Origin of the sequence: Pseudomonas frigoris (assembly GCF_047758635.1) — a bacterium.
Classification (GTDB): Bacteria; Pseudomonadota; Gammaproteobacteria; order Pseudomonadales; family Pseudomonadaceae; genus Aquipseudomonas; species Aquipseudomonas frigoris.
The window spans coordinates 4,400,555-4,423,932 of the sequence record NZ_CP180479.1; the positions used below are offsets into that span (position 1 = coordinate 4,400,555).

17 protein-coding genes and 2 pseudogenes are annotated in these 23,378 nt (G+C 55.2%); 6 read left to right on the plus strand and 13 right to left on the minus strand.

Annotated features, from left to right (window positions below; translation table 11 throughout):
• Positions 1 to 18 precede the first annotated feature (18 nt).
• Positions 19 to 1,197 carry a hypothetical protein gene (locus tag ACMXYH_RS20170; protein ID WP_415764645.1) on the minus strand — a complete coding sequence of 393 codons (1,179 nt, stop codon included), beginning with the start codon at positions 1,195 to 1,197 and terminating at the stop codon, positions 19 to 21.
• 462 nt (positions 1,198 to 1,659) lie between these two features.
• Between ACMXYH_RS20170 and ACMXYH_RS20175 the strand changes: the two genes are divergently transcribed.
• Complete coding sequence (locus ACMXYH_RS20175; protein WP_415764646.1) at positions 1,660 to 2,109, plus strand: hypothetical protein; 450 nt, start codon at positions 1,660 to 1,662, stop codon at positions 2,107 to 2,109.
• A gap of 75 nt (positions 2,110 to 2,184) precedes the next feature.
• Positions 2,185 to 3,552 (plus strand): Dyp-type peroxidase, encoded by a 1,368-nt coding sequence (locus ACMXYH_RS20180; RefSeq protein WP_415764647.1) that lies wholly within the window; start codon positions 2,185 to 2,187, stop codon positions 3,550 to 3,552.
• Positions 3,553 to 3,735: 183 nt separating this feature from the next.
• Here the strand turns inward: ACMXYH_RS20180 and ltrA are convergent, their stop codons facing one another.
• The 5 genes and pseudogenes from ltrA to tnpA all read right to left on the minus strand — a co-directional run bounded on the left by ltrA (position 3,736) and on the right by tnpA (position 9,850).
• Positions 3,736 to 5,022, minus strand: coding sequence for a group II intron reverse transcriptase/maturase (gene ltrA, locus ACMXYH_RS20185; protein ID WP_415764648.1), 1,287 nt, complete (start codon positions 5,020 to 5,022; stop codon positions 3,736 to 3,738).
• 825 nt (positions 5,023 to 5,847) lie between these two features.
• Positions 5,848 to 8,757 carry a KAP family P-loop NTPase fold protein gene (locus tag ACMXYH_RS20190; protein WP_415764649.1) on the minus strand — a complete coding sequence of 970 codons (2,910 nt, stop codon included), beginning with the start codon at positions 8,755 to 8,757 and terminating at the stop codon, positions 5,848 to 5,850.
• A 147-nt stretch (positions 8,758 to 8,904) separates the two neighbouring features.
• Positions 8,905 to 9,125 (minus strand): annotated as a pseudogene (locus ACMXYH_RS20195) (IS66 family transposase); the annotation flags it as partial.
• A 61-nt stretch (positions 9,126 to 9,186) separates the two neighbouring features.
• On the minus strand, positions 9,187 to 9,549 hold the full coding sequence (tnpB, locus tag ACMXYH_RS20200) for an IS66 family insertion sequence element accessory protein TnpB (RefSeq protein WP_415764650.1): 363 nt from the start codon (positions 9,547 to 9,549) through the stop codon (positions 9,187 to 9,189).
• Positions 9,518 to 9,850: an IS66-like element accessory protein TnpA gene (gene tnpA / locus ACMXYH_RS20205; RefSeq protein WP_415764651.1), complete on the minus strand. Its 333-nt coding sequence runs from the start codon at positions 9,848 to 9,850 to the stop codon at positions 9,518 to 9,520. Before tnpA ends, tnpB begins: the two co-directional genes overlap by 32 nt.
• Before the next feature lie 836 nt (positions 9,851 to 10,686).
• Between tnpA and ACMXYH_RS20210 the strand changes: the two genes are divergently transcribed.
• Both ACMXYH_RS20210 and ACMXYH_RS20215 read left to right on the plus strand, forming a co-directional pair.
• Complete coding sequence (locus ACMXYH_RS20210; protein WP_415764652.1) at positions 10,687 to 11,016, plus strand: type II toxin-antitoxin system RelE/ParE family toxin; 330 nt, start codon at positions 10,687 to 10,689, stop codon at positions 11,014 to 11,016.
• A complete protein-coding gene (locus ACMXYH_RS20215; protein WP_415764653.1) occupies positions 11,009 to 12,118 on the plus strand; it encodes a helix-turn-helix domain-containing protein in 1,110 nt (369 codons plus the stop codon). The genes ACMXYH_RS20210 and ACMXYH_RS20215 overlap by 8 nt, the downstream gene beginning before the upstream one ends.
• A gap of 234 nt (positions 12,119 to 12,352) precedes the next feature.
• On the opposite strand, the gene ACMXYH_RS20220 is transcribed toward ACMXYH_RS20215, so the two are convergent.
• From ACMXYH_RS20220 to ACMXYH_RS20235, 4 genes are all read right to left on the minus strand, one after another.
• Positions 12,353 to 12,715, minus strand: coding sequence for a DEAD/DEAH box helicase (locus ACMXYH_RS20220; protein ID WP_415764654.1), 363 nt, complete (start codon positions 12,713 to 12,715; stop codon positions 12,353 to 12,355).
• Positions 12,651 to 13,001 carry a TfoX/Sxy family protein gene (locus tag ACMXYH_RS20225; RefSeq protein ID WP_415764655.1) on the minus strand — a complete coding sequence of 117 codons (351 nt, stop codon included), beginning with the start codon at positions 12,999 to 13,001 and terminating at the stop codon, positions 12,651 to 12,653. The genes ACMXYH_RS20220 and ACMXYH_RS20225 overlap by 65 nt, the downstream gene beginning before the upstream one ends.
• Before the next feature lie 595 nt (positions 13,002 to 13,596).
• A complete protein-coding gene (locus ACMXYH_RS20230) occupies positions 13,597 to 16,686 on the minus strand; it encodes an efflux RND transporter permease subunit (protein WP_415764656.1) in 3,090 nt (1,029 codons plus the stop codon).
• Complete coding sequence (locus tag ACMXYH_RS20235) at positions 16,683 to 17,792, minus strand: efflux RND transporter periplasmic adaptor subunit (RefSeq protein WP_415764657.1); 1,110 nt, start codon at positions 17,790 to 17,792, stop codon at positions 16,683 to 16,685. Before ACMXYH_RS20235 ends, ACMXYH_RS20230 begins: the two co-directional genes overlap by 4 nt.
• 217 nt (positions 17,793 to 18,009) lie before the next feature.
• On the opposite strand from ACMXYH_RS20235, the gene ACMXYH_RS20240 reads away from it, so the two are divergent.
• On the plus strand, positions 18,010 to 19,467 hold the full coding sequence (locus tag ACMXYH_RS20240) for an efflux transporter outer membrane subunit (protein ID WP_415764658.1): 1,458 nt from the start codon (positions 18,010 to 18,012) through the stop codon (positions 19,465 to 19,467).
• Between the two features lie 91 nt (positions 19,468 to 19,558).
• On the opposite strand, the pseudogene ACMXYH_RS20245 reads toward ACMXYH_RS20240, so the two are convergent.
• The 3 genes and pseudogenes from ACMXYH_RS20245 to ACMXYH_RS20255 form a co-directional block, all read right to left on the minus strand.
• Positions 19,559 to 20,831: pseudogene (locus ACMXYH_RS20245) on the minus strand (OmpP1/FadL family transporter).
• Between the two features lie 196 nt (positions 20,832 to 21,027).
• A complete protein-coding gene (locus ACMXYH_RS20250) occupies positions 21,028 to 21,648 on the minus strand; it encodes a TetR/AcrR family transcriptional regulator (RefSeq protein WP_415764659.1) in 621 nt (206 codons plus the stop codon).
• A gap of 135 nt (positions 21,649 to 21,783) precedes the next feature.
• A complete protein-coding gene (locus tag ACMXYH_RS20255; protein WP_415764660.1) occupies positions 21,784 to 22,146 on the minus strand; it encodes a winged helix-turn-helix transcriptional regulator in 363 nt (120 codons plus the stop codon).
• A gap of 452 nt (positions 22,147 to 22,598) precedes the next feature.
• On the opposite strand from ACMXYH_RS20255, the gene ACMXYH_RS20260 reads away from it, so the two are divergent.
• Positions 22,599 to 23,087, plus strand: a complete 489-nt coding sequence (locus tag ACMXYH_RS20260) for a glyoxalase superfamily protein (protein WP_415764661.1) — start codon at positions 22,599 to 22,601, stop codon at positions 23,085 to 23,087.
• Positions 23,088 to 23,378: the final 291 nt, after the last annotated feature.

Consider the following 23,378-nt stretch of genomic DNA (forward strand, 5'->3'; position numbering starts at 1 on the left):
ATTCTCTCGGACGTGCAGTTAAGGTGATGATCCAGGTCGAGGCACACTTGGTGGCTTTGCTGGTGGCAAGGCGACTTCATAGAGGGGAGCTGGCATGCTGACGGTTGCATGAATTGCAGCGTCCTGAAGGACCTTATCCACTCTTTTCTGCATGCCAATGACATTGTGTCCGAACAACGGTCTTGGCTTTGGATCACCGGGATCATTCCCGAAGAAATTTTCCCAGTGCCCAAGCAGCACAAGTCTGGGTCTTGTCCGCTTAAGTAACTCGTCCGGATAGTTGTCCACGTTCTCCCATGAACCTACCCCGAGAATCTCCACGTCAACGGCATTATCATCTGGCAGGGGTTGGAGGATTCCGCAGGGAGGCGCTGCAGCGCTGTCCTGGAAGTGGATCCGGTATACAGGCATATGGTTGTCATCCAGCAAATCAATCAACCAGGCCATTGACTGGCCTTGCTTCCAACCGAACACTGATGTCGGAACCTCGTTCAGATCCGTCGGATAACCACCGTCAGCAAAGGTATGACCCAAGATGTGGCTCGCATGCATGCTCTGGATGGGCATTGCCCGGATGTGCCCACCACTGGAGGGGATCCACGTTCCGGGTTTTGACGGCTCCTGCCTGCCTTCACAATTTTGAACGGTCGCCATTTCCGAATTGACAATTTTGAGTCGATCGGGATCCACCCAAGTCCAATGTTCATTCTCGACTTTGTTGCCAAAGCGCATCGAATGCAAGATTTGCACAACCGTTTCAGAACCATAGAGCGTGGCGTGAGGCGTGTACTTGCGCATCACCCAAGGCACGTCCAGCAGGTGGTCATAATGACCGTGCCCAACCAGGAGCATCGTGACGTCGTCTGCTTTGGGCATGTACTTGTCTATCTTCTGCTTGTTGGCTTCGACCCACAACGGAGGCCAGCCTTCGATATTCAGCGTTGCAGGGTTGCTGAAGGATGGCGCGAGAAGCACGCCCTCTCCCCGCCAATGTAGTAGCCACCCTCCTACCCCCAAATATTGGATCTTTGGTTCAGTCAGGTCATGACCATAGGAAATTTCAGGTTGCTCTTTGTTCGAGCTGTGTGAGCAGCTTCCAAGCAATAAAGCGATGAACCCAGCGAGCACAATCTTGTTCATCCACGGGAAGAGTCTTTTATCACTGGTAAAAAACACCTTGGTGACCTTGCCGCTCATAAGGTGCTCCGTTCATGGCTGAGGCATGATTGAAGATCCTCCAACAGCACAATGGGTGACCATTGAGTGGGTCTAGACTCCCCGTAGTTAATTGTCAAACGAAGTGCCGCGGGATCGCTATACCGATCCGGAGGATGATGTAAAGAAGCTCCCTCGAATGAATTGGCTGGAAATGATGATAAGTCAGAAGTTAGTCAGTGGCTGACCAAGCACTGGCTCTAACAAATCGAAATAGCGGACATTTTACCCATCGCCAATTTTTCTATTGCAAATACAGTTATCGCCTCTAATGCAGCTACGCTCAGACCTTGGGTGGACAGGTGAACCTAGTCTGATTGGTAACTCCAATCCGGTGGAGCAGAGTGACCACTGTCAACCCAGCCATTAGCAACGAATACCCACCTTGCGCCCGGCTAATCCGCCGTGCATGTGTTCAAAATCACCTCTTTGAGGAGTCCCACGATGCTACACGCGCTGAATATGACGATGCCGTTGAAGCAGGATTTGCAGTCCCAACAAAAGCTGGACTCACTCAAGGCGAACTTTGCAGGCGCGATACAGCAGAAGATTAACAAAGCGCTGGCCAAGTCGGAGATCGTCCACTTCGCCCGGGTTCTGGTCATCGACAACAAATACATCCAGGTACTCACCGAATTCGACGGAGACACAAGGGGTTACGCAGTCTTCTTTCTCAAGGAACTGCCTGACGTGTTCAAGGCCATCTTTGAGCTGGTGGAGGGTGTTCCGTCGTGGGACGACTTGGAACGCAGTGAAGACCTCTTTGTTGAAGTCGCGCAGAGCTTCAATCTGCGGGCACTCGGAACCAAGGAGGATGAGGAGTCGGCCGGATGGCTGTTCTCGGCCTTTGGCACCAAGACCGTGAAGGACATCAAGGCGGCGCTGGCCAAGTAGAACGCAGTTTGTGTGTACGGAGGATCGATTGACAGTCGATCCTCCGTTTTTCATCACTCTGCAAGGAGGACTCAAATGTCATTGGATCTGGCGGACATCCAAGGATTGATTCATCACTTCTACGGGTATCCGAAGACTCGACACCTGTTGATCGAGATCGGCAATCCGGCGGTGGGCATGAGTCTGCTCAAGTTCCTCGCGTCGCGTGTGACGAGCGCAGCGGATTCTCTCAATCCATTACCAGAGTCGGTGCTCAACGTCGGTATCACTTATCGCGGGCTCGAAGCTCTAGGGGTCAACGCCCAGTTTCTGAAAAGATTTCCCCAAGAGTTTCGTGACGAACCGGACCAGGTCACGATGGGTGATTTCGGTGCCAGCGATCCCGCAAATTGGTGGAACGGCAGATTCCAGACCCAACAGGTGCATCTGGTCGTCCATCTGTACGGCCAATCGCTCGAGGCTCTCGACAAGACAACAGCCGAAATTCGCGAAATGGCCAACGGGAATCAGGAGCTGCTTCCCACCGAGTCAGGAGGGGTGATCGAAGGAGGCTGGCTCGGTGACACCCCCGGCGAACTTCACTTTGGATACCATGACGGCATTTCGCAGCCGACGGTTCGCTGGGACGACGGCCCCCTCCAGCCGGGGGAAGTGGACTATCGTCGTTTTATTCTCGGCTATGCCACGAGGGAAATTTCGTCTTCACCGCTGAAGTTTGCTTCCGACCCCAGTTCAAGCCTGGCGGAGGAACTGGGACGCAATGGCACTTATTCGGTCTTTCGCTGGCTCTACCAGGACGTAGCACGGTTCAACCAGTTCCTCGAATCGGAAGGTCCCAAGGCATTTCCGGAACTGTCTTCGAAGGACGCGCAGGAATTGCTTGCCGCCAAGCTGATGGGGCGGTGGCGTGACGGAACACCGCTGATCATGTCACCTACCACACCAAATCAGGCACTCTCCAGCCGCAATGATTTTGACTACGCTGATGATCTCGATGGTCGCAAATGCCCGTTCTCGGCACATATCCGTGTGACGAATCCACGTAATCAGAAACTCGATGACGCTTCAACGGATCCAAGCGGCGCCCCCCGTGTGATTCGGCGCGGCGCGCCGTACGGACCAAAACTGACGGGCACTGTTGATGACCAGGTCGATCGCGGGCTGGTTGGCATGTTCTTCTGCGCCAGCATCGTACGGCAGTTCTACAAGCAAGCCATCTGGATGAAGGAAAACAATTTCAGTCCGGTATTTCCCAACCAGCATTCGCAAGATCCCCTGGCCAATCGCCTGACCCCTGATGCCTCCAACCAGTTCCTGATCCCAACGGCGACCGGCGATCGAACCGTGACATTGCAGGATTTCGTAACCACCAAGGGAACCGCCTTCTTCCTGCTCCCCGGTGTGCAGACGCTCCACAGACTCGCGGACGGCCAGTTTCAATAGCAGTCCCAAAGCAGGATGGTACTGGGTCAAGTCGGTTGGACGTGCTGATCCAGACTGATGATCTACATGCTGATCGCGGGCTATTACTATGTCCGGTGGTGGTCGAGTCTGAGTTCAGGTGATCTGGTCGCGGTAGGGATGGCAGTTACCTGCCACCCCCCGCACAGATCCGTACGTGCGGAACTACCGCATACGGCTCCTGCCTCGGGTGTGTGACGCGAAGCGATCCTCAGGGTAAGGATGTGCATTTCTGGGTCTAGGTATGTAGAGGTCAGCAAGGCGTCCGTAGCGTGACCATTGAAGCCGATTACGCTGGCTGCGACGTTTGAGGGCTTGCCGCCATAGGCGACATACCGCCGAACGAAAACCACCAAGACGTATCAGGTTTCCCGGCACCGCGTGGTAATTGAAGTAGCCCCTGACCACCCGAGTAAGCCATTGCCCTTGAGCCCGGATGGGCTCATGACGTCGGCGCTTCAGCTCATCCCGAATAGCCAGCAGCGTCGCACGCATTCGCTTCTTGACCGTCAGTCGCAGTATTTGAAAACCACCGCTTCTGTTGGTACTACAACAGTGCGTGAAGCCCAGGAAGTCAAACGTCTCCGGTTTACCTAACCCTCGCTTCCTACGATTTCTCGCAGCAAAACGACCAAATTCAATCAGCCGTGTCTTCGAGGCATTGAGGGATAAACCGAACCTGGCCAAGCGTTCCTGCAACTGCACCAGAAACTGCTGAGCCTGCCATTGCGTCCTGAAACCCACCACACTGTCGTCCGCGTAGCGCACAACAATCACATCGCCATGGGCATGCCGCTGGCGCCATTGCCTTGCCCATAGATCCAGCACGTAGTGAAGATAGATATTCGCCAGCAATGGCGATATCACTGCCCCTTGGGGAGTCCCCTTCAGCGCAGCCACCCTACGGCCATCCTCCATAACACCCGCTTGAAGCCATTTGCAGATAAGCCCGAGCAGGCGCCGGTCTGCAATCCGGTGTCCCAGAAACATCAGCATCCATTCATGGTCGATCTCATCAAAGAACGACGTGATATCCGCATCCAATATCCAGTTCACCTTCTGGCCCTTCAGCGCGACCGTTAACGCATCCAGCGCATCGTGCTGGCTGCGTCCCGGTCGAAACCCGTACGAGAATCCCAGGAAGTCCTCTTCATAGATCACATTCAGAACGGTAACGACCGCCTGCTGTACGATCTTGTCCTCCAAAGAGGCAATGCCCAGCGGGCGCTGCCTGCCGTCGGCTTTGGGGATATAGACCCGCCGCGACGGCGTTGCCCGATAGGCTCCCCTGTGGAGCCTTCCGTGCAAATCGGTCACCCGCTGGAGAAGACCTTCCTCATATTCTCGCCACGACATGCCGTCCACGCCCGCCGCTGCATCGCGGCGCAGGGCATAGAAGCTCTGCGCCAATAACTGCGGTGTGATGTGGTGCAGCAATGCCGTGAACTGCATGCCCTTGTTCCTTCGGGCTGCTTCACGTACACCGTCAAGTCCCATCGACGCGCAGCTGATCCGGCTCAGTGTCCGGGGCGCGGGAGGCCTGTTGGTGTTTCCCTTGACTACGTCCCTTTCCTCCACTATCTCCGCAGGGCCAGGCCCTTTGTTCGATGGCTTCTCAGGTACTACGGACGTATCCGACTTCTCAGCGACGTGAACAGCAGGGTTACGGCTTTTGGCCTTTCCTGCTCCGCCCGGTGCTTGCGCACTGGGCGCCGCTGAGATCTCCCAGTTTCTGTGCGGAGGACTTCCCGACGTGCACAGGGTCTCCGACCGCGCGGGATCAGAGCATGACTGGCGTATAACGCCATGCTCCGTGTTGCCTTCTGCTTCGCTTAACAGCATCGGCATCCCGAATTCCTGATTACGCGGCTCAATGGCTGGCCCATCGGTTTCCCCTGTCAACGCTTCACCCTGCACCTCACGGTGCAACATGCATGACTCGGGGTCTGGTTGATTCGCCATTTCTTACCAGTATCGAACTTTCATCGACTATCCTCCGCCAGCTTTAACTGGCGCACTAAGCGTCCGGCCAAGTCACCTTCCGAACTCCAGCATTAAGGACGATGGTGTCCGCGTATTTTTAAGCGGACGCGATCGCCCTGATCGCCAGGATTTCCATGCGTCAACGAAGCTCTTAGATGATAGTCAAGAGCAGCATCCTAGTGCTGGAGATTTGGGTGGATGTGAGATCGCGGACCGGGCGGCGTTGAGGTTAGGAGCACAGCGTGGCGACCACCCTGAGAGCTGTGGCAGACTGGCGGCGGCAACAAGTAGCATCTACCAGAAGCCGCGATATGCGGCATCTGAGAGCCGTTTACCTTCATCCAACTCGGCTTCGGCCTTGAAAAATTCGAACAGTTTGGGATCAACCCCCCAACTGCTGTCCGACTCAACGGCGATACCAAGGTCCAGATTTAACGACTCTCGCCATGCTGTCACGGTCTTGAATTTGGCCGCGTTGTTTTCCAGTGATCGCAACCTGCGAACAATTAGCGCAGTTCCACGCTCCGCGGGGGGCCAGTGCGCTTCATCCGCCCCCCATTGCAGCCAGCGAAGCATATCGGGCCATCGCAACGTCAACGCGATCCAGCGGGCATATTGTTTTTGATCCGGCGATCGCCAGGCAGGGTCGCTGTTGCGTCGAGCCGTCCGCAGCGACAAATAGAAACGAACGAGGTTAACCATTCGTTTCATTTCCCGCGGATTTCCTACAGAGTAAGCAGCAGCCAAGCGTACTATTGCGCCGACATCACGGCTTTCAATGAACGTCGCAACGACCTCTGGAGCCAGTGGCAGTGTCATCTCGGGTTCAATCTCTGAAGGAACAGCTATTTGACGCGCATGGCCCTCGTCATTTTTACGCTTGGCTTGCCCGGTTAGAGCAGATCCGACGGGCATATCAGGTTTTGCTTCAAGTTCTGGGCTGGTCAGCGCTGTGCCCACGAGATGACCAATGTAGCCATCAAAGTGCCGGACTTCACAGGGAGGGATGGTAAACGGTAGCTGGATGAATTTATCCATGAATCGCCAGCCAAGTGGAACTGTGCGCTCATAGCTAGGCAATTTCAGTCGCACGTCTTCGTGGGCTTTCTCCAAGGCCGCAGCAACCATTTGAGGGTCCATTCCAATGACGAACATGCAGCGATAGGTATCGCTGGCAAGCAACATACTTACGCCTTCAACGACGCTGGCCACCTTATTCGGAGAACAGCGATCCAAATCGTCAATGAAGATCACGAGTGGCGAATGATCCGTTTGGCTTTCCAGCTTGGGCACTATACTCAGTACGCGCCTGAGATCAGAGTGAATCTGGTGTATCTCGCCGACGGATTTGGCATAGTCAGGTATCCGTATGTATTCAGCGAGACTGAACGTCGCAGGCTCCCTCATTGATTTTGACCGACTGGTGAAATAGCTGAGAATCAGGTACACGGCGAGAACGATTTGCGTGACCACACCACCAGAGCTACCGAACTGACCCATGCCGTTCTGGAGTTCGGGGGGCAATAAAGGAGCCGCAGCCTCGATACCATAAAGGGAAAAAATCGCTGCAACACCCGCCACCGCCCAGCCACGAACCTTGAACCACCACGCATTGACAACTCTGTCATAAAGACGTTTTCGCACGACGCCATCGTCGATGCGCGCCATTTGCAGCTTGAACAGAAATTTCTCGCGTTCGATCAAAGGCAAGCGCTCGGCGACCTGCGAGACAATTGCATCGATCAACCCAGCCCAAACCTGCTCGGTCGTATCGTATTTCCAGGCGTTAAACCAGATAGTCCATAAGCGTGTAGGTTTGTGACCCCGCACCTGCGAATCAGGAGTGATCGTAAAATCATCTTGCTGCTCAAGAAATTGTAGGACGTTACGAATGATCAACCTAGGAGCGCCTACAAGGCCGGCGAGCGAAGGCTTGTGTCGCTCTCTGTTGAGCCGGGGATCAAGTTGTTCACGCACAAGTTGCATAAGCGATGACTTACCCCCTCCCCACGGTGCCTGAATGCTGATGCTCAATGGTGGTGGGGTTTGGGCATTAGTTAAAAAATCAGAGATCGCGGTAGCGTAAGTCTCGTACCCAAGCCGATCGGTATCAGCCGCAACATCATTGTTGAATCTGGTAGCCACTTTTCCAAGCCGGGCGTCATCGAACTCCCTGAGCAAGTCCAGCGGCTTAATCGACATATGCTCAAGTACTTTCAGCAAATTACCTTTTTGGCTGGCGAGGAGTGCGTGGACAAGGTGGCTGATCTGGATGATGCTCTGCGCCATGCCTCCCGCCAGAAGGTGCGCTTCACCCAAAACAGCCTTTACGTTGGCCGAGGCTTCGAGCTCTACTGGAGCTTGACTGTAGGTAGAAGCGCTCTTCTGCGACCCGAAATAGGCAAGCTTTTGGCTCGCGTATTGATCGCCTGCCAACAGCCGCACCGCAGCGCTAAAGATTTCGGCATCCATGTCCTCACGGAGCACGGCAGGAGCTTCGTCGGACTGGCTTTCGACGAGAGCAAAGAAAATCAAAGTAGTCGAGAGCCGCTCTCTAGGTTTGATTGGGACACTCGCCAACGCCGTTGCATAGGTCATAAGCTCAGTTACCGAGCGGGCGATAAATGGGGTTGATGCCGCTGCACGCTCATTCACTCGAACATATATCGACTCTGGCGGCTTCGAAGTGTTACTGAGCTCGCCTATCGCAACAGCCATAGCGTCCTGTTGAGGTTGCGGGATGTCTGAAGGGATGGCGATGACAACCTTCAACGCGCCTGACATGACAATGCGACTCGACCTCAAGGCATCCACAGTGATACGCAGGCACATGGCAAACTCGAGTCCTGCCTCACCTGTCCCCAGCAGAGGCAGCCAAAGCGACTGCATACCTGCCAGGGCGCGATCGGCCAGAGCTTTGTTCAAATGAGCATTGAGTGCCGCGGCCGGAGGAGTGTCCGTAGCCGTCACGATAAAACAGAGCAGGCATCGATCTTCCGTTTGAAAATGGTACCCCGCTCTCAGCTCATGGGGTCGCGGTAACTTGATTTTCAGATCCAGCCTGTCCAGGATGAACTGGTTCAAGTGACCTTGATGACCATCGCTGCTGATAGGAAGAAACACGACATCAGCTTCAGGAGGAGCGTCTACGTGCACCGAAATAGAGGAGTCGAGAACGAAACTTTTCCACTCGTTTACCTGCATCAGCTTTCCCCCTTAGCCACGCCGCCCAACCTTCGCGCACGCTACAGTCTAGGCAAGTTTCTGCGGTTGGCCCACGGCGGGTGACGGCACGGCACATCGACAAGTTTCGGCACAAACAACGCGGGGGAGGCAATCGGGCATCCTCGCTTGGTAGGCAGGTTGGAAATACTTCAAGCGTTTGAGCTGCGCGATCTCGTGGGTCAGCTTCTCAATGACCGCTTGATCGCGGTTGATCTTCTGGCCCATGGTCTCAACCGTCTTGCCCATCGTCTGGACTTGCTGGTCGAGCGTCTCGACACGCTGCATCAACTGCGCCGCCAACGCGCCAGTTGTTCAGGAGTCAGGTGGTCGAGATTGGGGAACGTCATGGTGCCGATTTTGCCAGAGTAGGCAATTGGCGACGATAAACCGATAGGCTAATGGCAGCCGTTAAAGCAGTGTGATCGCGCCGCAGGAGCCCGCACGTTGCCATGGCAGGCCCAGTACCAAGGCTTGAAGTTGCTCGGCATCCAACTCCATTTCAGAACCCTGTCGAATGCCCGGCCAGCAAAACTTGCCTTGGTTCAGCCTGCGAGCAGCCAGCCAAACACCAAACCCGTCATGTACCAAGACTTTCATGCGAGTGGCGCGGCGGTTGGGAACAGATAAGCACAGTGCGGCTTCGCCGCACCGAACACCGCGATCACCCTGGCCAACGCAGTCTCTGTGCCAGCTCGCATGTCCATGGGCTCGGTGGCAAGCCAGATGGAGTCGATGCGGATCATCGCAACAGATCTCGAAGAAAGGTCGCACAGGCAGCCACGCTTTCGGTCGACCAGTTCACTTTGACGGTACCGCGTGGGTGTGGGATTTCGATGCAGATCATGGCCTGGGTGATATCTGATCGTGACGCCGACGACGGTAATGCCACAGGAATAAAGGTAGGTTGCAGGACGGCACTTTTCTTCGATTGCAGCCGAATCCACTTGTGGACGAGGTTCGCGTTGAGGCTATGGCTCAGTGCGACGCTGGCAATCGACGCGCCGGGCTGGGCGCACTCTTGAATGACCTGGGCCTTGAAGGTTTTGGAGTAGGAACGGCGTTGTGGCTGCATGAAATACCCGCTTAAAGGCTAGAACTGGTGCCCACTCAAATTTAAGTGCACACCATGTCTTGGCTTTGCGGGGCTGGGTAGATGACTTGGCCGGACGGAGACGAAAAGCATTGTGATCGGCCTAGTCAAAATCCCGCATTGATCACATGCTGGTAGCACGCAAAACCGCTGGTTACAGACTGTATGTAAAGACTGCAATCTGGAAATACGAAGAACCGAAAGTCCGCCCGTGGATCCAAACGCTAGCCAAATATAGGTCATCCACGATGGCGAAACACACGAAGCGGCCATGCGTACTCCTCAGCCGCTTGGTGGAATCAATTCTCTGGTTCGTTGACCAGCCAGTAAGCCTTCGCTGCCCCTCCCTGGCTCGCGTAACGGATACAGAGCGCCATAAGATCACTCAGGTGAGCATTGATCGCCGAGCGGCGAATGCCAGGCTGAACGCCGATCACGGAAAACGTGAGCTTGGTGGCCGGTGTAGTTTTCTACAGCTGAGTAACGTCGGCTCTGTTGCCGCGAACAAAGTAGGAGGGTGATGTGTGCCTTGGAAGCATCCTATCTTCCATGTGCTGAACAATCGTCGGCACGTTGCAGTAATAGACCGACTTGACCAACTGTCCTGCCACCTTCTGGAGGCCATGGAGACGATCGAAAAGCTCCATGAGCAAGCTGGTAGGCTGACTGCTTACGCTGATGAGGTGAAGTATCATTCGGGGGAAGGTTGAGTAGCTATTTACTCATCAATTAGATTCAATATTCTTGACTTTTTGTCGCCTCGCGGCATCTAATCTTTACCAAACAGGTAAAGGCGGAGTAGTCTTTAGGGGTGACGCTTGGAACTGAACTTCAAAGACAAAAGGCTTCGCGAGCTGTGTGAGCAGAGTCGTATCGCGGAAAAGAGGCTTGGAGCTGATTCGGCCCGCAAACTAAAATCCAGGCTTTCTGATATCCAAGCGGCAGCTTCAGTTTCAGACCTTGCAGCCGGCAACCCTCACCCCCTAAAAGGGGATAGGAAAAATCAGTATTCAGTCAGCCTAGCGGGCGGATGCAGGATTACATTCGAGCCCGATCACGACCCATTCCCTCTGCGCGAAGACCAGTCCATCGACTGGTCACAGGTGCGCAGCGTAAAAATAGTATTCATCGGAGATTACCATGAGTGATTTGGCAGCTTCGTTTACGCCAGATTGGGTATCCCCGCCTGGCGACACCATCCTCGACCTCATAGAGGAGAAGGAATGGACTCAGGAGGAGCTTTCGACAAGGCTCGGGGTGTCGGCTAAACATGTGAATCAATTAATCAAAGGAAAGGTCTCTCTCAGCCAGGAGATCGCCTTAAAGCTCGAGCGCGTGCTCGGCAGTACTGCTGGTTTTTGGATTTCTAGAGAAGCTCTCTATAGGGAGCAGCTATCTCGCGCTGCGGCAAAGGAAAAGCTTTCTGAGTGGGTGTCTTGGCTTGACTGTCTCCCGCTGAAAGAGTTGATGTCGACAGGAATGATCGAAAAATGTCGGGTCGTCGAAAAAAACAAACCTAACCTTGTAGAGCAATGCCTCAGATTTTTTGGCGTTGCATCACCAGATGAATGGACTGATCACTATTCCGGGATGCAGGTAGCGTTTAGGCGCAGTCGAGAAGATCAAAGTGATATTGCGGCAATTTCATCTTGGCTCCGGATGGGCGAGATTGAGGCGGAACAATTTTCTGGACCAAAGTATGATCGAGATAAGTTTGAAAAAGCCTTAGATGAAATAAGAAGCCTAACTACTAAGCCAGCAAGCGAATTTGAACCTAGGATAAGGCATCTTTTCAGCGAGTGCGGTGTTGCATTCGTTCTAGTACCCGCCATTCCCAGGGCTCATGTAAGCGGTGTTGCCAGGTGGCTAAACCCTCATCGACCTCTCATTCAAATGTCTCTGTATGGGAAAACAAACGATAAGTTCTGGTTTACATTTTTCCATGAGTCGGCTCACATTATTCTCCATGCTCACGAAAAAAAGTCGGTCTATCTGGACGATCCCGGAAAGCAAATCAGCGAGGACCCAAAAGAGATTGAGGCCAATAATTGGGCGGGCGACTTCCTAATACCAAAACGCCACTCTCGAGTTCTTGCGACTCTAAAAACGAAAAATGCGGTACGTGAATTTGCGAAAAATATTGGCGTTCATCCCGGGATAGTCGTTGGCAGACTCCAGCATGATGGTCTGATCGCGGTGTCATGGATGAATGATCTCAAGGCGACTTTCAAGTTCGCTGAAAGCGAATGACATCAGCCCAGTGCTGTGCTTTTTCGCATCTGCATTGTCACGTCTTCGTCACACCAACCAAGCACAATGAATCAGCCAAAGGGATTTGGCCCATCTACAGAGAGCCCGGCCTAGCCCGGGCTTTTTCATTCCACACCTTCGCAGATTTTTCATGCTCCCGATCATAGGGTGAAGGCAGCTCCTTGTGATCCTTTCAGCCCGCGCTCCCCACGTGGGCTTTTCTTAGCGATTCGATTACCAGCGCCTTCCACGGCGCGCGCATAGGTATTGGGGGGAACTTGCCGCGCTCTCGATCGGCGTTTCGCGTTCCCGGAAGAGCTGATCGATGGCTTGCATGAACGCGGCAAGCGTCTTGCCCGAGCCGGTTGGTGCGATCACCAGTGCATTCTTACCCGCGCCGATAGCCGCCCAGGCAGCCGCCTGCACGGCCGTGGGCGACGGGAACGTCTCGGCGAACCCGGCGCGCGTTGCTGGCGCAAAATTATTCGAGTGAATCGGTCTTAGCGGCTTCTGGTAGCACCATCGTCGTCGATCAACCCTTCGCGCTCTTGAGCGCCGCGCGGTAGGCCCGCTCAGCCCACTGCTGCAGTTGTTCATGATCCTCAACCACGTCGGCGGGCACTTCCCAATACGACTTCAGCGCATGCTCCTCGCCTTCGCTCACGTAACCCAAGGCATGGGAACCTGCGGCCTCGTAATTCTTGCGCGAGTCGTCATCAACCTTGAAATAGAGGCCCCCATGCCAAGCCATGGCAAAGACATGATCATGCCGGTAGAGTGCAACGGCACCGAACAGAGGCCGTGTCGTGATCTTTGCCCAGGACGAGAGCTGGTCGACATAATAATCTGCAAGTGCTTGGGTTTTCTGGGATTGCTTGGTCATTGTTGGGTTCCTTTTACTGAGGTGGCTTTTCCGGCGCAGTCCAGCCTAAGACCGACGAGTGCCTGGGATCGAATGCTCACCGGGATCAATACGTCGATGCTTTTCAGGTTATGCACCTGGGCGCCACGCACTTCGATAGCTTGAATCCCCCTCTTGCTCACGCCATGCCCTTTTTTGGCCTGTCACGCACCGGCATCGTTTCGACGACCAACTGACCTACGAGCACACGCCAAACGAATCGATGATGTTTTTCCAAACTACGCCGTGACTGGATCACTGCCGTCTTCATAGGCCTGATTCATCGTTGCGTAGGCATTGGTTACCGCTATATCGAGTCGATTCCAAACCGTCGACCGGTTGAATCCACAACCAAGAGCTGCCAGTAGTGTCTGTCTACGAAAGCAGGGGCGATTCAGTCCGACAATTCCAACGCCCGTGACTACGATTCGCTTTTGCCCTTCAAGATTAATCATTGAACCCTCTTCATTTTTCAGTCGACACCCACTAAAAGCAACACGCTATGGCCTGCGGCTAGAGCTATGTGGTTAGGTGAACGGCGAGAGGACGGAGGCGTCCTCTCCTCTGGGCTCGAGTACTACACGAGTTTCGCTGTTTCAGTTGCCCCTTTGTTGACAGGACGGATCTTGAACCAGATGGAGTACATCGCTGGCAAGAACACCAGCGTCATTATGGTGCCGACGAACGTGCCTCCGATCAGTGTGTAGGCCAGAGTCCCCCAGAAGACAGAGTGTGTCAGGGGAATGAACGCCAGGATTGCGGCGAGTGCTGTCAGCAGTACCGGGCGGGCACGTTGGACCGTGGCTTCGACCACTGCGTGAAACGGGTCCAGTCCTTCTTGCGCGTTGTGATGGATTTGCCCAATCAGAATCAGCGTATTGCGCATCAAAATGCCCGAAAGAGCGATTAGACCGACCAGCGCGTTAATACCAAACGGCTGCTGGAAGATGAGCAGTGTCGGCACCACACCAATCAACCCCAGTGGCGAGGTGAGGAACACCATGATCATTGCCGAGATCGAACGAACCTGCAGGATGATGACCAGCAGCGTCATGGCAATCATGATCGGGAATAAAGGCAACATCGCTTTACCGGCCTTGCCCGACTCCTCGATTGCACCCGCCTGCTCAATCCGGTAGCCGCCAGGCAGCTTGTCGATGACAGGTTGCAACGCCTTCGTGATCACGCTCGAGACGTCCGGTGGCTGCAAATCTTCGGCAATGTCACCGCGCACGGTGATGGTCGGTGTGCGGTCACGACGCCGGAGGATCGGATCTTCCATACGCACATCGACCTCCCCCACCTGGGACAGCGGAATCCGCTGCCCCGCCGTGCCGACCAGCGTAAAACCTTCTATCTTAGCGGGATTGAGCCGGATATCACCCGCTGCGCGACCCACCACCTGCACCGAACGAATGTCCTCACGAACCGCAGTGATCGGCACGCCGGCCAGCAGGAACTGCAATTGCTGCGCGACTGAGTTTGACGTCAGCCCCACCGCCTCCAGGCGATCCTGATCCAGAGCAAAATGCAGCGTCGGCGTAAGCGGTCCCCAATCGGTGTTGACGGATCTCATCATCGGGCTCGACTGCAACACGTCCTGTACCTGGCCCGCAATCTCGCGCAACGTTGACGGATCGGGCCCCATTACCCGATAGGCAACAGGAAATGGCGAATACGGACCAAACACAAGCTGAGTCACCCTGACCCGCGCTTCCGGGGCAAGTCCCTCAGCTACGGCCTCGCGGATACGGAACTTGAGGGCCTCACGCGCCTCTTGGCTGTCTGTCAGTACCACAATCTTCGCGAACGACGGATCGGGGAGTTCCGGTGCCATGGCCAAATAGAAACGCGGTGCGCCTTGCCCGATATAAGCGGTGACGATTTTTGCCTCACCCTGCTTTTGCAGCCAGGCCTCTATCTTGGCGGTGGTGGCGCTGGTCTGCTCAATGGACGTCCCATAAGGCATTTGTACTTCAATCAATACCTCTGGACGGTCCGAGGTTGGGAAGAACTGCTTCTTGACCAGGCTCATGCCGAGGATCGCCACGACAAACGAAGCGATAACAGTACCGGCCACCAGCCATTTGCGAGCGATGACCCGCGTCAAAATCCGGCGGAAACGGTTGTAGTTAGGCGTGTTGTAAATAGCCGCGTGACCACCCTCGACCTTCTTGATGTCCGGCAACATCTTCACGCCCAGGTACGGGGTAAAAGCTACCGCGACCACCCAGGAGGCAATCAGGGCAATGCCCACGATCCAGAACATGTTGCTGGTGTACTCGCCGGCGGTCGATTGGGCGAAACCGTTGGGCATAAAGCCGATAGCGGTCACCAGCGTACCGGAGAGCATCGGCGCGGCGGTATGACTCCAGGCATACGCGGAAGCTTTGATGCGGTCGTAGCCCTCCTCCATTTTCACCACCATCATTTCGATAGCAATGATGGCGTCGTCCACCAGCAGTCCGAGTGCCAGAATCAACGAACCGAGGGTAATACGGTCAAAGTTCTTTCCAGTGGCCGCCATCACCACAAACACCACCGCCAACGTCAACGGCACAGCCGCAGCGACCACTACGCCTACACGCCAGCCCATGCTGAGAAAGCAGACAAGCATCACCACCAGCAGCGCGACGAAGAATTTGACCATGAACTCGCCGACCGCCGAACTGATATTTACAGATTGATCAGTGACCTTGGAGAGCGTCATGCCTAACGGCATGCCTTCATTTATCTTGGTTGTCTCCGCGTCCAGCGCCTTGCCGAGATCAAGGCCGTTCCAGCCCTCACGCATCACGATCCCCAGCAACAAGGCCTCTTCACCGTTATTGCGCACAAGAAAGGTTGCGGGATCTTCATAACCACGTTCGATCGTAGCCACGTCAGAGAGTTTGAGCGTGCGCCCCTGAACGGCAATGGGCGTGTCACGAATTTTCTGCACCTTATCGAAGGCACCATCCAGCCGCAGGAAGACCTGAGGCCCATTGGTTTCGATGGAGCCAGCGGGTGTGAGCACGTTTTGATTATTCAGCGCGGCAAAGATGTCCTGTGGGGAAATGCCCAAGGTGGCCAGCCGATCATGGGAAAAGGAAACAAAGATACGTTCGGGCTGCTCCCCAATAATGTTGACCTTCTTCACGCCCGGCACATGTAACAGTTGTTGGCGCAACGACTCCGCATCACGCACCAACAGTCGCTGCGGCTCGCCTTTGGCTTTCAGGGCAAACAGCGCAAATGTCACGTCCGAAAATTCGTCGTTGACCATTGGCCCGATGACTCCCGCTGGCAGCTTGCGGGCCTCATCGTCGAGCTTTTTACGCGCTTGATAGAACTCCTCCTGTACTTGCGAGGGCGGCGTACTATCGAGCAGTGACACCATCGTGAAGGCGAGGCCAGGACGGGTGTAGGTTTCCGTGCGGTCGTACCATTTCAGTTCTTGCAGGCGTTTTTCGAGTGGCTCTGCTACCTGATCCTGCATCTCCTGCGCCGTGGCGCCCGGCCACGCGGTAATGACCGTCAACTGCTTAACCGTAAACGGGGGATCTTCCGCACGGCCCAGCTGAAAGAACGCCAAGATGCCCGCGACGGCAATCAGGAAGATCAAAAACACCGTGATGGAGCGCTCACGAACGGCGATCGCGGAAAGATTGAAGCGACCTTCGCTCATGGACGACCCCCGGCAACTTTGGCGTCATCCTGTTGAGGCAGTCTCACCTCTTCACCCTCGCGCAACAGATGCGCACCTAACGCTACGATCTGCTCGCCGACCTTGAGATCGCCTGCGACTCGCGCCGAGTCGTCGCTCAAGCCCAAGACTTGAACAGGTCGCCAGGCCACCTTCGCCGGTGTACCGACGATGACCCACACGCCAGTGCCTTTACCCGGGTCATAAACGGCAGCAATCGGCACCTGCATCGAATTCCCCTGCGCGGCGCCTTCAGCGATCCGAAGCGTGACCGTCGAACCTATCGGTGCATTGGCCAGCGCACCCTCAAGCACGTATCGCGCCTCAAAGGTGCGCGTCATACGGTCAGCCGAATCAGAAAGCAGCCTCAGCTTCGCTGTAACTGCGCCCGTGGTATTGCCATAAAGCGTCGCCTGCGCGGTGGATCCTGCTGCGGGACGCAACGTCTCGGGCAGGTGCACGATCGCTTCGCGCTGGCCGGCCCGCGCCAGCCGAACCACGGGCTGCCCCGGGCTGACGACTTGCCCGGGCTCGGCAAGCGTCTCCACCACAACGCCGTCGGAATCGGCAAACAACACCGCGTAACCAGAAGCATTGCGGGCTACGTCAGCCTGCGCTTCAGCGGCGCTGAGCTGCGCCTTCGCGGTATCCGCTGCAGCTTTGATCTGGTCATAGGCCGATGCAGAAATAGCGCCTGCGGCGACCAGGTCGCGATATCGAGCCTCGTCATCTGCTGTCTGCTTGGCACGGGCTCGAGCAGCTATGACCGACTCTTGCTGTGCTCGCGCCTGTAACCCCAGGTCGATGGGGTCGAGACGCATAAGTGGCTGACCACGTTTAACGGTTTGACCGGTATCAACCAGACGCTCAAGCACCTTGCCTGATACCCGAAAACCCAAGTCGCTCTGGATACGGACAGCCACGACTCCCGTGAAAGAACGTGAGGCGTCGGAGGAACCCTGAACCGCTACGGACCTGACCAGAGGAGCATGCGTGCGCGGATCTTCAACGGTGGATGAGTCGCCACACGCCGTCAGGACGAGAGGCAACAAGCATGCGGCAATGGGGATAGGTCGAAGCCTGCGCATAGGTTCCCTTACTTAAAAATAGGACGAGCGTCATATTCTCAGCTCAGTGACCATATGTGTCAATGGTCACTATTCGTGAAGCATCCAGCTTCTCTCTGTGACACTAGAAACCGCCACACACACTTAGAAATCTCGAATCCAGCTAAAACTACATCAATTGACAGAATGTGACTATTACGTAATATGGTCACAAACATCCTCTATTGAAGGAATCTCAATGCCTCCCCTCCGTCCAATTGCACTTTTGGTCAGCGCCGGCTTAATGGCAGGTTGCGCGGTCGGTCCGGATTACCATCGTCCAGACGCTCCGCTTTCGGATCGTTACTTGGGCCAGCCTTCTGTCGAACAGCGGCCTGGCGCGACGCCGACCAGCTTTGTCACCTGGTGGGAAGGCTTTGGTGATCCCATGCTGACCGACTTCATCTCCAAGGCACTTGAGCAGAATCTGGACCTGGCGCAAGCGTCGGCGCGAGTCACTCAGGCGCGGGCCGGACTAGGTGCTGCCAATGCCGCGTTACTGCCCTCGGGGAATATCAGCGGCCAGGCCGCGCGCTCCTATCAGTCTATTGAGACGCCACTCGGCCAGGTGTTGAATTCAACACCTGGCTATGATCGATACGGAAATTCCTACGAGGTCAACCTCGATGCCAGCTGGGAGGCAGATGTCTTTGGCGGCCTGCGACGCGGACGCGAGGCCGCTCTGGCCGAGTATCAGGCATCCCGGGCGGGCGTCGCGGCGACACGATTGGCCGTCGCAGCGCAGACCGCCGATATCTACATCACTGTCCGCGGATTGCAGAACCGGCTGGACATAGCGAATCGACAAGTCAAAACGCAGCAGGAGCTACTTGAAAAAGTCCAATTGCTCTACAGCAAGGGGCTAGCCGCCAACTATCAGGTTCGTCAGACCGAGGGGACCTTGGCGCAGGTCCAAGCGACAGTACCGGCCCTGCAGACCGGTCTGGATGTGGCCATGAATGCACTGGATGTCATGCTCGGCACGCCGCCAGGCACCCACCGCACGCAACTTGCAATGGCGGCGAGCATCCCTGTAGCGCCGCCGTTAAAGGCGATGGGAACGCCAGCAGATTTGCTGCGCCGCAGACCGGATCTGATTGTGGCTGAACGCCGTCTTGCGGCCTCAAACGCACGCATCGGGGAGGCGATTGCCGAGTACTACCCGAAGTTCTCCCTTAGCGCATTGCTGGGCAGTGCCACCGCTGTATCCGCAGGCAATCTTTTTACCGGCGGCGCCAGCCAATCGGCGGGCGTACTGGGACTGCGCTGGAGGCTCTTCGACTTCGGTCGCATAAACGCCCAGATCGACCAAGCCAAGGGACAGGAAGCCGAAACCCTGGCCGCTTACCGTCAATCTGTGTTGCACGCCACCGAAGATGTCGAGAACGCGCTCTCCTCACTGGTGAATCGCGAAGCTCAAGCAGCCACCCTCGCTTGGGGAGAGGCGTCTCTGACACAGGCTCGACAATCGTCGTTCATCGCTTATGAGAAAGGCACGGCCAGCCTGATCGATGTCCTGCACGCTGACGAGACAATGCTTCAGGCTTCCGATGCGCGGGCACAAGCACGAACGGAATCTGCACGAGCGGCGGTAGCAGCATTCAAGTCACTCGGTGGCGGCTGGCAACCTTGGGATGTCGCGGTGACGAGTCGATGAAGCTTGAGGGAGAAAGGCCCGAGATTTGCTCTTAAAGGTCGGGAGGCAACGCGTGCTCCCAACCGGACATCTATCGTGTAACAGCACTCAATTAGAAGCGGTAACTCACAGAAGTCCCAAGCCCGCTCGCACTGTTTTTATATTTGGCACTGTATGCACCTCTGGTCGCCGAGGTGTCGTTGATCTGAACGCTCTCCTCCCACAGGTAGGAATAGGCAACATCGATCGTGACATTGTCCGCCGGCGTCCAGCCAGCACCGAAGCTGACAACCTTCCGGTCGCCCGTGGGAATACGTGATCCCCGATTGGTGTTGTTGGTGGGCGACTGGTCAACTGAAAAACCTGCGCGAAGTACCCATTGGTTGTTCAGTTGATACGCCGCCCCGATAGCGTGAGCCCACGTATCGTGCCAATTCTGCTCTTCGGTAATGGTGCCCAGCGCGCCGCTCAATGCAGGGGGTAAACCGGTGTTCTCGATGGTTAACTCTTTGAAGCGACTCCAGCGAGTCCAGGTGCTCCCCACGTACGCGGTCCAGTCGTTGTTGAGCTGATGAGTCACCGAGAAAATCCACGGACTCTGGGGTATCCACATCCAGCGAAGCGTCATAACTGCGGCCACTGACCACCAACACGCTGAAGATGCCGTCAGTGACCTTGGTCTTGGCATCCAATTTATAACTGACCTTGGAATGGTAGGTCATGCCCAAACGGGTTCGGTCTGTAGCCTGCACCAGGATACCGGCGTTGAAACCCAGGGCCGTGTCGTCACCCGTGCTTTTGAGCTTTCCGTCATTGCGACCAGGGCTAAGTGGATTGGGCACCATCCCGGATAGCTCACCGCTGATTCGGTTGATGGTCGGACCGAACCCGATCGAAGCTTTGTCGTTGAAGGCATAGCTGATAGTGGGCTGGAACGTAAGGGTCGTGACCTCGCTTTTGTTGGCGTAGTAACGCCCGGCGAATCCGCTGCCATAGTCAGTCATCAGACCGAAAGGTACATAAAAACCTACACCGAACGCCCAATGCTCATCGATGGGTTTGACGTAGTAACCCATCGGCACGGTGGTGGTTGGCACCATGTCGCCGTCTTCCTGGCCGCCGAATGTACTGCGGGTATGGCTTATGTCGGACTTGGCGAAAAGAGTCGCAGCCCCCACGCTGACCTGCTCTCTTTTCAAGCGAGACATTCCCGCGGGGTTACCGAATACCGTGCTCGCATCTTCAGCGGAAGAGGAGCGACCGGCAAACCCGGATCCCATCCCGCTGATGCTCTGCTCATTAAGAGCGAAGCCGCTTGCAAAAACGTTTGAGGATGCGAGCACGACAGCAAGGCCAAATGGGCTCTTGAGCACTATTTTTTTCATTGTTTGAACTCTATGGGTTCACTGAGATGACGCAGTAGATTGCGACGGAACACCATATCTATTCATGTGACCAATTCAGTCAATGGTCACAACACAGATAAATAAATGCCTTTCGCCGGATGGACGAAGGGCCAAGTGAAAAGCCATTTGATGATCTGTTGCTTACCCGGGGATGCCGTGAACCTTTAGCCGAAGGTCAAGGCATGAGGCTACGCAAGATGAGGTTGGAGGTGAGCATGGGCGCTTCCTCGACGAAATCGAGGTTGTACTGCAGGAGCAAAGGGTTGACGAATGGTCGCAGCGCGAGATGTATCGCTTCTACTGTCTCGTCCAGAGGGGTCTTGCGTTCAAACTCACCAATTTCCCGTCCGTCCCTCACGATTTGCGCCACGAAGCGTTTGATCTGTGCGTCATAAGCCTGCGTACTGGGCCAGCTTTCCGACGCCGCGAACGCTGCAATGTCATAGAGCTTCCGGTCGTTAAAGAACAGATTCACACCTGTGGCGATCACAGTTTTGACCAAGCGTCGAAAGCGCTCCGTCGGCGACAGGCCTTCTACATTGATAGCCTGCGCCACTGCCGCGACGATTTCTGCCAGGCAATTTGCACAGATGGCTTCACCGATCGCCTGCTTGGAATCAAAAAATTTGTAGATGTAGGCCTTTGAAAACCCGATGGCCTTGGCCAGATCGGAAACCGTGGTTTTACCGTAGCCGTATTGACTGAAGTGTTCGTTGGCCGCCGCGATAATCTGATCGCGAATGTCGTGATCGATTGGGCCACGGGGGCTGGGCGAAGATATTGATGGCTGATTCATGGGAATAGCTTACTCACCCTATCGAGGACTTACAAATTGTGACCGATAGGATACATAGTCACAAATCAAACATTCGGAAATCACAGCTAATCAGATTTGAAACGGGATGACGTTTGAGTAATCCAGCATGGCGGATTAGCGTTCCACAAGTCCATCGTCGCTGACGCCAAGTAGTTCCATACCCTTCGCTTCGTGCTGATGACGAAGCTCAGCCCAATCGATAAGAGCGGTCAAAGCCGGGCCGAGTGCATGACCCAGCGTTGTCAGCGCGTACTCCACTTGCGGAGGCACCTCTGGGTATACGGTGCGCTGAATGATGTCGTCTTGCTGGAGCCCTTTCAACTGCTGAATGAGCATCTTCTGCGTGACATCAGGAATGAGCTTTTCCAGTTCGGAGAACCGAAGCGACAGGCCTTTAGCGGCCATCAGCTCATTGATGATCACAATTTTCTCTGTGCTGAGTGCCGCCTTAGCTCGCCGATATTGCCAGCTGTCCATAGGCATCCGCTTTGAGGGGTAGCTGCCTATAATACCGGCGGCTATTGGCCAGAGGTGGTCTGTTATGCATCCGAGCGGGTCGCCCCGATACCGAAGCACCCGATGATAAAAAAGAACCGAAAACGCGCAAATTGCATCCTTGGTATCCGTTGAAGATTCCACCCAGAGCCAGTCGTTTTGTAGGGGTAAAAACCACTAAAAATAAAAAGGGGTCGCGAGATAAAATCTCGCAACCCCTTGAATTATATGGTCGGGACGGAGTGATTCGAACACTCGACCCCTAGCACCCCATCTCCTTTTTCATACATCTTGAAAGCTTCCAAAATTTCACTCTGGATTTTTCTAAGCTAGTATTTACTTGAGCTCCAGCGGTGTTCTGCTCTACGAGAGTCCAGTAATGTCCATCAAGAGCCGACGTTTTTGTGGGGGGAAAAGTAGGGGGAATCCATTTCATGGCCAAAATCACCATCAAAGAACTCGAGTCGCTGACCGCCAATGATGCCGGCCGAATCCTCAGGGAGGATGGCAATCTGGCCGGTCGAATCTCAGTCCGTAAGGACGGTGTGTCGGTCAGCTTTTTCTATCGTTATCGGTGGGGAGACCAGAACAAAGAGTACGCCTGCGGCTCCTGGCCGCGCAAATCCCTGACTGACATCCGCAAGGCACGCAACCAGGCCCGAGCGCTCATCGATGAGCAGATCAATCCCCTGTACCTGGGAATCAGCCGAAATGGTCTGCAGCTCCATCTTTCCGAGCATCATGGCGATGCGAGCCCAGGTTCGACGATATTTATCCCCATGCAAAATATCGAACTGTTCCGGGACGAGTTACTTGGCAAGCGCTACGGATACGGACGTCCGGATATTGTTCAGCAGGGCTGGGGACAAGTCCTGGAAGTCTACGACCCTTTCGGTAATCGTATTCGGTTCTGCCAAAGCTGATCCTGCTTTGCGGACTGGGTTGACCCCAGTCCGCTTCACGCCCTGAGGAAGTCAGTCAACCTAGATCGAGGTTCTTGAGGAGCGGTGAACCACGCTTCCTCAAGGCATTCAAATAGGTGGTTTCATCGTAGGGCGTCCTGGTCTTTCAGCAGTGGATTCAGACCGATCCGCGTCACGCATTCGAGTACGCCAAAATGCTTGAAATCTGGGACCTCAGTGACCAGTTGCCAGACACTCAAAGCACCTCAAAAAAACTGCTGACCGACACATCAACCCTGCATAACGGCGTCC